This is a genomic window from Eubacteriales bacterium mix99 (genome assembly GCA_038396605.1).
Taxonomy (GTDB): domain Bacteria; phylum Bacillota; class Clostridia; order Caldicoprobacterales; family DTU083; genus UBA4874.
Genome location: CP121690.1, coordinates 239,360 through 254,538, shown reverse-complemented (window position 1 = coordinate 254,538; position 15,179 = coordinate 239,360). Strand labels below are relative to the sequence as shown.

The following is a 15,179-nucleotide window of genomic DNA, read 5'->3' as shown; positions in this document are numbered from 1 at the left end:
ACTCTCCATGGCTTTTCCAGGGGTTTCTGTTTAAAATGAATATATAACGATTAGGGGAGGTAGCGGATTCATGAAAAGGAAGTTCTTAAATGTGCTTATGTGTTTGGCCCTGGTCATTGCAATCTTCACTGGCTGCAGTACAGGGAAGGATGCGGAAAAAGGGAGCAGTTCCGAAACCGGGACAGGCAAAGCGGAGACAGACAAAGCGGAAAGCAAGGAAACAAAGACTTTGAAGTGGTCCGTATGGGATCAAAAGACAACGCCGTATTGGGATCAGCTGGCGGACGCCTATATGGGAAAAAACAAAGATGTGAAAATCGAATTGGTGGATCTGGGATCCCAGGATTATCAGACCGTTCTGGGGACGGATTTATCCGGTGGCGGTTCGGACTTTGATATTGTAACCATAAAGGATGTTCCCGGATATGCCACGCTGATTTCAAAAGGGGTGCTGGAGCCTCTGAATGACCGGATCAGGGAAGACAATATCGACTTAGGCAAGTTTGCCGGAACCACAGAACAGGTAACGGTGGACGATAAATTATATGAGCTGCCCTTCCGGACGGATTTTTGGTTGCTGTTTTACAATAAGGATTTGTTCGATAAGGCGAAAGTGGATTACCCAAACAACGATATGACGGTAAAGGAGTATGACAAATTGGCAAGAAGCGTCGCCGGAGACGGGGTTTACGGATCCCACTATCATACATGGAGAAGTGCGGTGCAGCTGTTTGGCATACTGGATGGAAAACACTCCATTCTGGATGGAAAATATGAATTTACAAAGCCGTATTATGAGATGGTATTGAATCAGCAGAAGGATGGAATCTGCAGAAGCTACAGTGATACCAACGCATCCCAGCTGCATTATTCCGCGGCGTTTGCCGAAGGGGATACAGCGACGATGAACATGGGATCCTGGTATATCGGTCAATTAGTAACCAGTCTTCAATCCGGGGAATATGACAAGGAAAAATGCGGGAACTGGGGTATCGCTTCCTATCCGCATCCGGAAGGAGCGAAAGCCGGAAGTACCCTGGGGACTATTACAGGACTTTCGATACCGACCAGCGGAAAGAATAAGGATATAGCCTGGGACTTTATCAAGTTTGTCAGCGGAGAAGAAGGGGCAAAGATTCTGGCGGAATTGGGGAATTTCCCCGCAGCCATGAATGATGATGCACTTGATATTATTACGTCTGTGGAAGGATTCCCTCAGGATGAGGCTTCCAAAGAAGCATTGAAGACAAATAAAATTTACCTTGAGGCACCTTATGCCGGGAATGTGGCAGATATCAATGCCATTCTGGATACGTATCATAAGGACATCATGAACGGGGACATCTCTGTTAATGAGGGAATCAATCAAATGGATGAAGAGGTTTCCGCTTTGGATTAGCCTGGTTTGCTTTAGGCAAGGACATCAGGGGCCGGTGAAATTCCGGCCTTTTTATAGAAAAGAGTTCCGGGAGGATGAACATGGCTGAAATGACACTTAAAAAAAGGATGCGTCGGAAAGAGAGAAAGCGAGATTTGATCGCTTATTCTTTCATTGCCCCCAATTTCATCGGATTTGCAGTGTTTACTCTGATCCCTGTAATATATGCTTTCGTATTGGGATTTACCAAATGGGATGGGAATAATCCGATGGAATTTGTGGGCTTTCAAAATTTCATAAAATTATTTCAGGACAGGATGTTTCTGGCCGCCCTGAAGAACACCATTCTATACTGTATTGGGACGGTTCCCCTGACGATGGTTGCGTCTCTGGTACTGGCGGTTGTTCTGAATCAGAAGGTAAAATTCAGGGGCTTTTTTCGAACGGTTTCCTTTTTTCCCTATGTGGCATCCCTTGTGGCGGTGACTTCCGTGTGGAATATGCTGTTTCACCCTACAAGAGGGCCGGTGAACTGGATCCTTCAGAATGTGTTTCAGGTGGCGAATCCGCCCAACTGGTTCGGCAAGGATCTGATTTTGCTGACGATGATCCTGTTCAGTGTATGGAAATATACGGGATATTATATGGTAATCTATCTTGCCGGACTGCAGGGAATCTCAGGAGAGCTGTACGATGCGGGGAGCCTGGACGGAGCCGGCACCTGGCAGAAGTTTCGATATATCACCTGGCCGCAGCTTCATTCCACCACATTCTTTGTTGTGATCATGCTTACCATTACCTGTTTCAAGGTATATGACATTGCTATCATGATTGCCGGAGGCGGGGACGGCAGACTGGGGACATCGTCTACGGTACTTGTCTACTATATATACCAGAAAGCGTTTATCAACTGGGATCTTGGCTACGCCAGCGCGGTGGCTATGGTTCTGTTTGCACTGGTTCTGACTGTGACGCTCGTTCAGTTCAAAGGTGAGAGAGTACAAGGGAAGGAAAAATAGGGGGAAAGATAAATTGAGTGCCGCAAAAAAGCGAAAAACAGGCAGATTCTTTTTGTATCTGATACTGGTTCTCATGACTTTGCTTATGATGATACCGTTTATATGGATGTTGTCCGCTTCCATCAAGACCAGTGATGAAGTTTTCATCATGGAGCCGTTCCGATTAATTCCGGAAGTGCCGAGGTGGAGCAACTATAAGGAGATATGGACACGCATCCCCTTATTGAAGTTTATTGAAAACACAACGATACTCACAGTTGTGGTCACGTTTTTGCAGCTGCTCACCAGCAGTTTCGCGGCCTATGCGTTTGCCAAGCTGGAGTTTCGGTTCAAAAACGCCCTGTTTATGGGGTACGTAGCGACGATCGCCTTGCCATGGCAGGTTTATATGGTCCCACAGTTCATCATGATGCGGAGAATGGGGCTGAACGATAAACTGCTGGCTATGGTATGCCTGCAGGCATTCTCAGCTTTTGGGGTATTCATGATGAAACAGTTTTATGAGGGCATACCGGACTCCCTTTGCGAAGCCGCCAGAATTGACGGAATGAGCGAATACCGGATCTGGGCGAGGATCATGATTCCGCTGTCCAAGCCGGCGCTTTCGACCCTTACCATCTTTACCTTCGTAGCCACCTGGAACGATTATTTGGGCCCCCTGATTTATTTGAAGACCGAAACCAAAAAGACAGTACAGATTGGATTAAAGATGTTTATGGGACAGTATACAGCAGAATATGGCCTGATCATGGCCGGCTCTGTAGTGGTTTTGATTCCTGTTTTAATTGTGTTTTTGATTCTCCAGAAATATTTTGTGGAAGGGATTGCGAGTACCGGCATAAAAGGATAAAGTATAACTGACAGGAATTCATTGGGCATGGGGGATATCACAAAGATGGGAAACAGGATCGGGAAGGAGTCCGAGAGCAAAACCGGAGACAAGACTAGGGAGGAATGGCTGAATGCCTTGCTGCGCATTGTTGCTCCGGTGATGGAATCTCTGGGCAGGGGAGAACTGAAAAAGCAGATGCCGCTGGACTTTCATGAAGATCGGAAAGAGTACGCTCCGCTGGAGGCCTTCGGCAGAAGCATGCTGGGCCTTGCGCCGTGGCTGGAGGCGGAAGGAGTCTGCGGGAAAGAGAAAGGGCTGCAGGAAAAATACCGAGGGCTTGCCATTCGCTGCATGGACAGGGCAGTCGATCCCGGTTCCCCGGATTATATGGGATTTACAAAAGGGGAACAGAATCTGGTGGATGCGGCTTTCCTGTCCCATGCCCTGGTGCGTGCACCCAGGCATCTGGCGGGTGCGTTGCCGGGTGCGGCCAGGAACAACCTGATCCGGGCGTTGAAAAGCACGAGGGACTTTATTCCCGGGGAATCCAACTGGATCTTCTTTTCTGCCATGGTGGAAGCAGGACTGTATGTGCTGGGCGAGGCGGATTTTGATAAAATGTGCATCGTATACGCACTGCGTATCTATAATGACTGGTATAAAGGGGACGGTGTCTATGGAGACGGGGCGGCATTTCACTGGGATTATTACAACAGTTTTGTGATTCAGCCCATGTACGTGGATCTTATGAACTTATTCGGGGACATGTCAGATGAGTTCCGGATGCTGAAACCAAAGGTGCTGAAAAGGGCGGCCCGGTATGCAGCCATTCTGGAGAGAATGATTGCACCGGACGGAACCTGGCCGGTCCTCGGACGATCCATCTGCTATCGTTTCGGAGCCTTTCAGATGCTTGCCCAGGCAGCTTTGCAGCATCGGCTGCCGGAAGGCCTGCATCCCGCTCAGGTTCGCTGTGCCCTTACGGCCGTTCTGGAGAAGGTGATGGAGGCACCGGATATATTTGATGCGGACGGATGGCTGCAGCCCGGAGTATATGGCTGTCAGCCGGAGCTTGCGGAAGGATATATCAACACAGGAAGCCTTTACCTGTGTACTGCCCTGTTTCTTCCGCTGGGCCTGCCGGCGGACGACGAATTCTGGAGCAGGGAAGAAGAAGCATGGAGCAGCCGTAAAGTTTGGAGCGGCGGACAGATTTGCAGGGATCATGCCATTGATTAGAACTTCGGAGTCTATGGAATGTGGATTGTCTTGCTGCTGCCAAAGTCCTGAAATATAAAAATCCTGCGGAAGATTATATTGCCAGGCTGGAGGAGTATAATATAGGAGCAAAGACTTTTCACCAGCACAACATCCTGTCACCTGTCGGGACAGGGCAGGAGAAAAAAAGCCTGAGGAGGGAGCAACATGAAAATCAGGGACATGACGCTGTATCAGGTACCGCCGCGATGGCTTTTTCTCAAAGTGACGTCGGAGGACGGCATAGTGGGTTGGGGCGAGCCCATCTTGGAAGGCAAGGCGGATACCGTCCGGACAGCTGTGGAGGAGATGAGTGATTATCTGATCGGGAAGGAAGCCGGAAACATTGAGGATCTTTGGCAGGCATTGTATCGGGGTGGATTTTACCGGGGAGGTCCGGTTCTGACCAGCGCCATTTCCGGTATTGAGCAGGCTTTATGGGACATGAAGGGCAAGAAGCTGGGCGTACCGGTTTATGAGCTGATGGGTGGTGCGGTCCGGGATAAACTCCGGGTTTACTGCTGGATCGGCGGCGACAAGCCATCCAATGTGGCTGCTGATGCAGCGGAGAAAACAGAGGCAGGCTATACGGCTTTGAAGATGAACGGGACAGATGGCATGAGCTGGATCGATTCCTTTTCAAGGATCGATGCGGCGGTGGCACGTCTTGCAGCGATCCGGGAGAAAGTCGGATATGATGTGGACGTTGGGATCGATTTTCATGGCCGGGTTCATAAGACCATGTCAAGAATCCTGATGAAAGAGCTGGAGCCATACAGGCCCCTGTTTGTGGAGGAACCGGTGCTTCCCCAGAACAACGAAGCGCTGAAGGAGCTGCGTACCCACACAGTTATTCCCATTGCCACCGGGGAACGGATGTACACCCGTTGGGATTTCAAGGACATTTTGCAGGATGGAGCAGTGGATATCATCCAGCCGGATTTGAGTCATGCAGGTGGGATATGGGAAACCAGGAAGATCGCTGCCATGGCGGAAGCCTATGATATGGCGGTGGCTCCCCATTGTCCCCTGGGCCCGATTGCCCTGGCGGCATGTTTCCAGCTGGACTTCTGCACCCCCAATGCCTTTCTTCAGGAGCAAAGCCTGGGCATTCATTACAACAGGGGATCCGATTTGCTAGACTACCTGATGGATCCGGGAGTCTTTGCCTATGAAAACAGTTATGTAAAGCGCCTTACCGCACCGGGACTGGGAATAGAAATCAATGAAGACAAAGTCAGGGAAATGGCGGATCCGGATCGTCGATGGAGAAATCCGGTATGGCGCACTGAGGATGGAGGGATAACGGAGTGGTAAAAAATGCAACCGACATTTTGCAGAAGTTAGGGGAATACAGGCTGGTATCCGTTGTTCGGGGAGTGAAGGAAGACAAAGCGCTGCACACGATGGAAGCATTGTATCGCGGCGGCATCCGTGCCGTGGAGATCACCATGAATACTTCAGGGGCTCTTCGGATGCTGGAAAATATCAAGAAGGCTTATGGGGATAAGATGCTTGTAGGGGCCGGAACGGTATTGGATCCCGAAAATGCTGTCCATGCCATTCAGGCAGGAGCGGATTTTGTCCTTTCCCCGACTTTGTCCGTCAGGGTAATCGAGGCCTGCAACCGCTACAGCAGGCTGGCTGTTCCGGGAGTGCTGACACCGACGGAAATTCTGACTGCCTGGGAGGCAGGCGCGCAGCTGGTCAAGATATTCCCCGCCCGGGTGTTTGGACCAAAGTATATTCAGGATATAAAAAAGCCGTTGCTTCAGGTGGAGATCATGCCGGTGGGCGGAGTTTCCCTGAAGAATGCGGCAGACTTTATGAAAAACGGCGCCTATGCCCTGGGCATCGGATCTGCACTGGTCAATCCGGAATGGACGGAGCAGGGCGAATTTGAAAAGATTACGCAGGCTGCTGCAACATTTGTAAAGATCGTAAACGGAGTGACTGTAATATAGACAGTTGCCGAATAAAAGCCAGAGGTTGTTATGGGATTCAGAGGGAAGCGCGGCAGAGCGGAATTGCCGAAATACATACAGAGAAAATTGCAGGAGGTTGTCGAACCGGAAATTCCATATGTCCAACCTGTCTGGACAGAGAAACAGGGTAAACAGCAGAAGCAGATGCATTTCAACTTTCAGGTGGATGACTTGCCCGCTGCCGTTGAGGAAACTCTCCGGCTCGGCGCCAAAAAGGCGAACATATGTTTGACAAATCCTCCGGAATATGTCCCCTGGTGGTGAAGAGCTGGAGCTTCAACAGCTCTGGAAACAATACTTTGAAGGCATTGCGATCCGGGGGAGATATCACCCGGGACTGCAGCGGCAGTTTATGCCCAGACGATATTGGAAATACCTGGTCGAGAAGAATTGATATTTCTCATTTCCTTCAACCTATGAAGCGTGCATTGCACATACCAATTTAAAATCTACTATTATAATAGTTTATAATTAATATACGAATGGAAATTATTGGATTATAAATTTTGGTGCAAGGGTATGGATAAAAAGATTTGTTCAAACTATAATGTAGTATAAGGGAAATATCAGAAGTCTGAGTCGTGACTACTATAAATGGCAGTCCATCAGGAGGCAAATGCATATGAAAAAGAAGCCTTTCCGGATATTTTATCGTTTTATACTGACATATGTCGCAGTAATCCTGTTCCTGGTATTATGTCTGCTGCCTGTTTATAAAATCAGCCTGAACAACCTGAAGGAAAAAGAGATTGCCAATATAGCGGCAAAAATGGAGACAGGAGTGGATGAATTTGAGCGGACCTTCATTGATTTGACAAGGGTTCTGGTATACTTGAATGACGACTTGAATTATAAATACCTTGTTTCACAGACCGATGAATTTCAGCCAGGGGAATGCTTGAGGGTACGTGAGGTGCAAAAGACTTTTACGCAACTTATGCAGCCTATCTACCTGGCGAACCATTCCTTTGTTGTATTTCATAATAATCATGTTGTATTTGATATGAATCGGATTTATTTTGACGAAAATCTTTTTTATGGTACATTTTTAAAATATGAAACAGAAGACTTCGACGAACTGGATGGATTCCGGGAACATTTCAATCAATCCGTAAATCCATCCGCCCTGGTTTTGTTATACAATAGAGTCAAAGCAGATGAATTCATAACATTACATATTGCAGTCAACCAAAAGAGCTCACTCTATACACTGATTGACAAAGAATCTTTGCTTCAGTTATTCTTTCAATCCGATATGATAAAAATGGGCTATTTCATAATAATGGACGCTGATAATCAAACTGTATTTGAGTATAATCCGAAAGGATATGCGATTCGAAATAACGGCTCAGATCTGGAATTGTTAGATCGTGAAATCGGTTTACTGGGGTTAAAACTCGTGGCAGGTGTTCCGAAGGCGATTTATGAGCCGGCTTTGCAAAAGTCCATTGCCATCATACTGACATCCACTTTAGTGGCGATTTTCCTGAGTATGTTGTTATCCTTTGCCTTTGCTTACCGAAACTCTGCGCCTATTGTCAATCTGGTAAAGGAGATTCAAGGAGATTCACTCCTTTGGCATAGGCAATGACGGAAGTTCAGAAAAGGAAAGAAGGAATGAGCTTGAATACTTACATCAGTCCTTTACATTACTGAACCACAACCAAACAAGATATCAACAGGATATGGAATCCTACAAAAGCAAAATGAAAAACAGGCTATTTGAAGATCTTCTAAAGGGAACCATTATGTATGATGAGAAAAAATTTTCCGAATGTGATCTGAGATTTTATCCCATGAGCTGTCTTCTGTTGTTTTCCGCTATTGGTGATACCCGGGAGGAGGAAGATGTCTGCCAGAGAAAGAGCAGTCATAAAAGGCTGCCTCTGAAGGAAATCAGAAGTTTTCTGCCGGAGGACTGCGTAATATATGAAATAGACAACAGGTATATTGCAGCCATTATCCCTTATGGGGAGATCCCATTTGAAAACTACCCATCCATTGAGATTCAAATGAAAATGATTCTTCATACGGTTCAAAAGCAGGCGGATTCCATGCTGGTGGGACTTGCTGTAAGTAAGGAATTTCAGGATCCCAATCAACTTTTTGAAATTTATCATCATGCAAAAAATATATTGGAAAAGGTTACACAGGAAAGCCCTGTCGTTTTCCTGAATGTGGAGCAGTCCTGTGCGGCAAACAGGAAGATTACACCAGCTATATTGGGCCAAGTTTATGATCTTCTGCTTGCCGGAAAAGAGAAGGAAGTAGATTCCATATTTTCAGAAATTTTTTTACCGGGCAGTTTATTATCTTCCGGATTTAAGCAGAGCTTTTATAGCGTTCGCGGCGTGATCATTCAGGCAGTCTATAAACTGTCTCTGGAAAGCGAAATCAAAATTGCGGATTTTGAAGAGAACAAAACACATTATGAATTGCTCCATGACATGCTGGTCTGCTGTCAGACGATATGCCGGCGGGTCAACGGATATAAACGCAGTCATAATGATAATCTGAGAGAGAAACTGCTTCATTTTATCAATACGCATCATCAGGATCAGCAGTTATGTATTTCAATCCTGGCTGAAAAATTTGAAATAAATGAAAAATATGTTTCTCAGTTTATAAAGGAGCAAACAGGAAAAACCTATTCGGAGTATTTGGAATCGGTACGTCTGGAACATGCACTGGTTTTGCTGAAGAATTCAAGATTCAGTATTACCCAGATCGCAATGGAGGTGGGGTTTACCTCACAAAATACATTTTATAAAGCCTTTCGAAGAGTTTACCATGTTTCACCCAGCTCATGGAGAAGGACTTATTTAGCCGGTTGAAGTTGTTGCCCTTCCGATTTATAACGATTTTCATGACAAAATAAAAGTATCATGGTTGGATTATAACCTTGTTCATGAGGAAAACTGAATTTCATGTGCTATTTCCGGCCTTTTCATGCTATGATTTTACATCAGATAAATCAAAGGGGTGTTAATATGAAGAAGAGGCGATTGGGTTCTACTCTCATGATTTTGGTTGTGATGTTCTTAAGTATAGCGTGCCATTCCAGCAATCAGGGAACCCCGGATTCGGATGCAGCAGCCGATACAGTTAAAAATCCTGCAAAATCCTCTGCCGGAGACGTCGATTTAAAAAATTCTTCTAAAATGACCGATCCTATTGTTAACGACCCGGGTGTTTTTCCAATCTGTCAAGAGAAAACGGATATCAGTGTTGGTGTGGTTCAGAGCATGCAGGTAGAAGATTATGAGACGAATTGGCTGACTCAGGAAATGGAAGAATTCACAAATATGAACCTTGTATTCAGTGTGTTTCCATTTAAGGATGCCAAACAGAAACTGGAGATCCAGATCAACTCCGGGACGGAGCTGCCGGAAATTCTAACGGGATTCCGGATGGACGATATGGATATTTTAAACTACGGATCGCAGGGAGTTTTTCTTCCACTCAATCACTATATAGATGATTTGGGAGCAGAGGTTCAGGATGCGTTTTCCCGTGTGAAAGCAAAGGATTTGAAAGGCTTGATCACATCTGCGGATGGCAACATCTACTATCTGCCCAAATATACGGAGCAGATGGGAGATCAATTCTCTCAAAGACAATGGATCAATCAGACCTGGCTGGACAAATTGAACCTGGAGATGCCGGCGACGACAGATGAATTCACAGAAGTTTTGAAAGCCTTCCGGGATCGTGATCCAAATGGAAACGGCAAAAAGGATGAAATTCCTTATACAGGCGGACAGAACTGGCAGGGATCTTCTGCAGATGCCATTATGAATGCGTTTATCTATGATGATGCCGCTACAGTCAACGTAAAACCCCGATGGCTGCTAAAGGATGGGAAACTGGATGTTCCCTATAATAAGCCGGAGTGGAAAGCCGGGCTGAAGTATGCCAATATGCTTGTGAAGGAAGGCCTGTTGTCCCCTCAGTGCTTTACACAGGATGAGGAGCAGTTGACAAAATTGCTCGAGAATGGAGAAAAAAGTACAGTAGGTGTTTATACAGGAGGAAATTTCTTCTTCGGTCCGAAAAATAAAAGGAAGCTGGAATATAAGCCATTGCCTCCTCTGACAGGGCCAAAAGGAGTATGTTATACCGCTTATTATCCTTCTTTGCCAAACTCGTACTTTATTATCACAAAAGATGCAAAACATCCGGAAGCTGCTTTTCGTTTTGGCGATGCAATGATGTCAAAAGACTTTGCTTTAAAAAATCGATTTGGGGAGCCAGGGGTAGACTGGAAAGAGCCGGGGCCAAATGACAGGGGATTATATGAAGATTTGGGGTTTGAACCAATTGTCGTACCTGTTTTACCGTGGGGAACCATACAGAACAAGCATTGGGAGGGAGGATTGAACGTTGTAATGGAAATGGGTGTCCAGGATGGAATGGCGGTGAATGTAGACGACCCACTGTACGGCGAACTGTTTATTGCGGAAGCTGTCCCATTTTATATTGACCATGGGCCGGAAGAATACGTTGATATTATTAAATATACGGCAGAGGAAACGGAACAAATCAAGGACATTCAAACATCTTTGGTGACTTATGTAAATGAAAGTATGGCTCGGTTTATTACCGGTGATCTGGATCTTGATACCCAGTGGAAGTCGTACCTGAAAGAACTTGAAAAGATCGGGCTGAAAAAATTTCTGGAAGTGTCCCAAACGGCTTATAGCCGTACGCACAAGTGAGGTACAATACAAAAACGTGATCTGAAAGGTTGGGATTGAATCATGGCACAATGTGAAATAGCCCGTACTTCCACCCTAAAGAGAGGTTTCCTTTACAATGTGAAAAAGCACTGGAGATTGTACCTCTTTCTGCTTCTTCCTTTGATATATTTACTTGTGTTCAAATACTATCCGATGCTTGGCCTTCAGATTGCTTTTCGAAAATATACAATTAGGGGGGGAATCTGGTACAGCGAATGGGTAGGCATGAAGAATTTTTTGAAGTTTTTTTCTTCCTATCAATTCTCAAGGATATTACCCAATACGATTATACTGAGCTTTTATCAGCTGATCGCCGGGTTTCCCATTCCTGTCATTCTTGCTCTGTGCTTTCATGTACTAAGAAACCGGAGCTATAAGAAATTCGTCCAGACCGTTACGTATATTCCCTACTTTATATCCGTTGTTGTGCTGGTTGGGATGGTGTTTCAGATCTTTAACGTACAGATCGGTTTGTATGGAAAGCTTTCCATGTTATTGAAGGGGATCCGTCCAGATGATTTATTGAGCAGTCCGGATGCCTTTCGTCATCTGTATGTCTGGTCTGGCATATGGCAAAATTCCGGTTGGGGAACGATTATATATATTGCTGATTTATCCGGAGCAGATACGGATCTATATGAGGCAGCAGAAATAGACGGAGCTTCAAGGTTCAAGAAAATATTGCATATTGATTTACCTGCGATCCTGCCCACTATATCCATTATGTTGATTCTTCAATCGGGCAGCATCATGAATATTGGATTTGAAAAGGTTTATCTGATGCAGAATAATCTGAATTTGAGTACCAGCGAAGTGATCTCCACTTATGTTTACAAAGTCGGCCTGGCTGCAGGCGGGGGAGACTTTTCCTATGCGACGGCGATCGATTTCTTTAATTCCCTCGTAAACTTTATGATCATAGTGGTGGTGAATCAAATCAGTAAAATGGCAAGTGATACCAGTCTATGGTAGGCAACATCAATAAATACCGGAGAAGTGCCATAAGTGGGGACAGTAGTATTAGGGATGAGACAGGTATCGGAAGGATAGCTTTACATCCTCGGATTTTTGAAAAAAGGACATAACAGGAGTGGTTCTGTATGGGAAGGGAACAAAGCAGTGCAGTAATAATGGCAATTTCCACAGGGGACAGATTATTTTATATGATTGTCGATATCATTGTATTTATTGTAGCGATCCTGATGTTGTATCCGTTGATTTACATTTTGTCCTGCTCTTTCTCATCCGGCGAGGCGGTTGCTTCCGGAAAAGTGATTCTGTGGCCGGTTGATTTGAGTCTGGAAGGATATAGGGCAGTGTTTGAAAATAAAGATGTGATCATTGGTTATCGCAATACTATTTTCTATACTGTTGTCGGTACCATGATCAATGTTGCCATGACTTTAATGGCAGCGTATCCCATGGCCAGGAAAAATTTACCGTATAAAGGTGTATTCACATTCTTGTTTGCATTCACTATGCTGTTTAATGGTGGAATGATGCCGAACTATATTTTAATGAAAAACCTGAGGATCATCAATACCGTGTATGCCATGATACTTCCGGGTGCAATTTCTGTTTACAACATGATCATTACCCGGACTTTTATCCAAAATACCATACCCGCTGAGCTCTATGATGCTGCCAATATAGACGGCTGCAATGATACCAGATTGTTTTTTTCCATTGTTCTGCCATTGTCAAAAGCAATTATTGCGGTGATTACCCTTTATTATGCAGTGGATCGTTGGAATGCCTATTTTGACGCTTTTTTATATCTTAACAATAAGGACCTGTTCCCATTGCAGATATTTCTGAGGGATATTCTGGTATCCAATACGATTGACAGTTCATTGCTTATGGATCCGGAGCTGATGGCGGCCAAACGGGGACTGGCAGATCTTTTGAAATACTCTTTGATTGTGGTATCTACAGTTCCCATTTTATGTTTATATCCTTTTGTACAGAAATATTTTATCCAGGGTGTTATGATTGGTTCATTGAAAGGATAGTGTGGTTCCGGTACGAAGCCCTTGTGGGTTTTCGAATATAATAACAGGCAAAAGGAGGATTTCTATGTCACTGAAAACTTGTTTGTATTCCATAACGTACCTTGGCATATGGTACAAAGGGGAGGCGCTGACATGGCAGGATGTACTGGCACGCGCCAAAAAATTTGGCTATGACGGTGTGGAGTTTGACTGCAAACGTCCGCATGCCAATCCAATGGACTGGACGGAGGATGTCCGCAAGGCGGTGGTGGATCAGGCCGGTACGCTGGGCCTTGCGCTGCCCGTGCTCTCTGCCGACAATGATTTTTCCAGCCCGGTACCCGAACATCGGGAAGCGCAGCTCCTCATGGTGAAGGAGCAGCTCCGGCTTGCAGCCGATCTTGGATGCAAGGTATTGCGCGTGTTTGCGGCCTGGCCGGGCATTACGATGCGTGACGGCATGGCAACCTACGATGAGGCCCGCGGCAACTGGGAGCGCTGTTTCAGGGATGTGCCTTTTTTACAGCGCTGGCGATTTGTACGTGACACGCTGAAGGAGGCATGCAGGTATGCCGGGGAATATGGTGTGACGATGGCCCTTCAGAATCACCCACCCATAGTCGGGACGTGGAGGGAGGTATATGATATGGTAACGGAGGTGGACTCGCCCTGGCTCAAGGCCTGTTTTGATCTGAACCATGAGTGCGACGATCCGGCCATTATTCGGGAAGCCTTTGACACCATCGGATCGATGGATGTACATTATCATTATAACGGCGAGTGGGAGCGCAAAGACGGTGTTCTTATGCCGAAGCGCTGCCTCCATCACAATCCTCTGATGAACTATGGCACGTTTGTGAAGGAAATGAAGCGCGTCGGTTATGACGGATATCTATCCTATGAGTTCTGTCATCCTGCCATGGATGGATCGGATTTTGCCGGCATAGACTACGTTGATGGGCAGACGCAGATGGCACTGGAGTATACGAAGGGTTTAATGGCAAATTCATAATGGACAGTATGGGCATGCCGGGAGTCGGCTTTTCCGGCAGGTCTATAAAAAATGAAAGGAGAGGGATCATATGAACAGTTTGCCTCAGGGATGGGGGAAAAATCAACAGGTAGCTGTGGAGACGCACTTACCGCTTGCCACACAGCTTTTTCCGGTGGAAGATATGCTGACAAAGGATCTTCGCGGTACATTGAAGCGGATCAGGGAGGCCGGATACGATGGAGTGGAGTTTGCCGGTGGATTTAAGTATCCTGCCCAGGAGGTTCGTTTTGCCCTTGAAGAAGCAGGGCTGCAGATTGTGGGATGGCATACGCCCTGGGAATGCCTGTCCCCGGAAAATATTTACTCCACCATTACCTACAACAAGGTTCTTGGCAATCCATTTATCATCGTTCCCTGGCGGCCGGAAGAAGTCCTTGCCACCCGGGAAAGCTGCCTGCAGTTCGCCGCGGAGTTGACCTGGGTTTCGGATTTGCTCGGCATGCATGGAATGGTTACAGGCTACCATAATCATGCGGCGGAGTTCCGGCCCACAGACGATACGAAAGAACTGCCATGGGACATCATCGCGCAGAACACTCCCTCCAGTGTCATACTGCAAAACGATATCGGAAACGGAATGCGTGGCGGCGGGGATATGATCCATCTGCTGAAGAAATATCCGGGCCGTGCTGTAACAATTCATATGAAGCCTTACTCGCCCAAGGGTCGGGATGTGTTCTTTGATGATCCGGACTGCACCATCAACTGGGAGGAATATTTCCGGATAGCCCGCAGGGAAGCCGGCGTTCGATGGTATATCATGGAGTATGTCAATCCGGTTCGTTTTCCGAAGGATCCCATCGGCGCACTTGCCGCGTCGGCAAAATGGTTCCGGGACCGTGACGGAAAGTAAGGTAAGAATGGGAGAAGCAAAAATCTGTGTAAACCGGTTTTTCAGTGTGGAATAATGGGGGAGGATAAAAG

The 15,179-nt window shown here is 46.2% G+C and carries 14 protein-coding genes; all 14 read left to right on the top strand.

The annotated features are described in order from the left end of the window. Positions 1-70: 70 nt before the first annotated feature. Complete coding sequence (locus tag QBE55_01030) at positions 71-1,399, top strand: sugar ABC transporter substrate-binding protein (protein WZL78787.1); 1,329 nt, start codon at positions 71-73, stop codon at positions 1,397-1,399. 74 nt (positions 1,400-1,473) lie between these two features. After that, a complete protein-coding gene (locus QBE55_01025) occupies positions 1,474-2,397 on the top strand; it encodes a sugar ABC transporter permease (protein WZL78786.1) in 924 nt (307 codons plus the stop codon). Between the two features lie 73 nt (positions 2,398-2,470). Continuing rightward, entirely contained in the window at positions 2,471-3,247 is a 777-nt protein-coding gene (locus QBE55_01020) for a carbohydrate ABC transporter permease (protein ID WZL79827.1), read from the top strand. A 27-nt stretch (positions 3,248-3,274) separates the two neighbouring features. After that, on the top strand, positions 3,275-4,468 hold the full coding sequence (locus QBE55_01015) for a DUF2264 domain-containing protein (protein ID WZL78785.1): 1,194 nt from the start codon (positions 3,275-3,277) through the stop codon (positions 4,466-4,468). Positions 4,469-4,654: 186 nt separating this feature from the next. Then, positions 4,655-5,803, top strand: coding sequence for a galactonate dehydratase (gene dgoD, locus QBE55_01010; GenBank protein ID WZL78784.1), 1,149 nt, complete (start codon positions 4,655-4,657; stop codon positions 5,801-5,803). Continuing rightward, positions 5,797-6,450 carry a bifunctional 4-hydroxy-2-oxoglutarate aldolase/2-dehydro-3-deoxy-phosphogluconate aldolase gene (locus tag QBE55_01005; protein ID WZL78783.1) on the top strand — a complete coding sequence of 218 codons (654 nt, stop codon included), beginning with the start codon at positions 5,797-5,799 and terminating at the stop codon, positions 6,448-6,450. Before dgoD ends, QBE55_01005 begins: the two co-directional genes overlap by 7 nt. A gap of 30 nt (positions 6,451-6,480) precedes the next feature. After that, positions 6,481-6,735: a VOC family protein gene (locus tag QBE55_01000; protein WZL78782.1), complete on the top strand. Its 255-nt coding sequence runs from the start codon at positions 6,481-6,483 to the stop codon at positions 6,733-6,735. A gap of 358 nt (positions 6,736-7,093) precedes the next feature. Further along, positions 7,094-8,062, top strand: coding sequence for a hypothetical protein (locus QBE55_00995; protein ID WZL78781.1), 969 nt, complete (start codon positions 7,094-7,096; stop codon positions 8,060-8,062). Between the two features lie 94 nt (positions 8,063-8,156). Next, a complete protein-coding gene (locus QBE55_00990) occupies positions 8,157-9,305 on the top strand; it encodes an AraC family transcriptional regulator (protein WZL78780.1) in 1,149 nt (382 codons plus the stop codon). Between the two features lie 156 nt (positions 9,306-9,461). Then, positions 9,462-11,189 carry an extracellular solute-binding protein gene (locus QBE55_00985; protein ID WZL78779.1) on the top strand — a complete coding sequence of 576 codons (1,728 nt, stop codon included), beginning with the start codon at positions 9,462-9,464 and terminating at the stop codon, positions 11,187-11,189. A 246-nt stretch (positions 11,190-11,435) separates the two neighbouring features. Next, a complete protein-coding gene (locus tag QBE55_00980) occupies positions 11,436-12,182 on the top strand; it encodes an ABC transporter permease subunit (GenBank protein WZL78778.1) in 747 nt (248 codons plus the stop codon). A gap of 128 nt (positions 12,183-12,310) precedes the next feature. Continuing rightward, a complete protein-coding gene (locus QBE55_00975) occupies positions 12,311-13,222 on the top strand; it encodes a carbohydrate ABC transporter permease (GenBank protein WZL78777.1) in 912 nt (303 codons plus the stop codon). A 64-nt stretch (positions 13,223-13,286) separates the two neighbouring features. Further along, complete coding sequence (locus tag QBE55_00970) at positions 13,287-14,213, top strand: sugar phosphate isomerase/epimerase (GenBank protein WZL78776.1); 927 nt, start codon at positions 13,287-13,289, stop codon at positions 14,211-14,213. A gap of 70 nt (positions 14,214-14,283) precedes the next feature. Then, positions 14,284-15,108 (top strand): TIM barrel protein, encoded by an 825-nt coding sequence (locus QBE55_00965; GenBank protein ID WZL78775.1) that lies wholly within the window; start codon positions 14,284-14,286, stop codon positions 15,106-15,108. Positions 15,109-15,179: the final 71 nt, after the last annotated feature.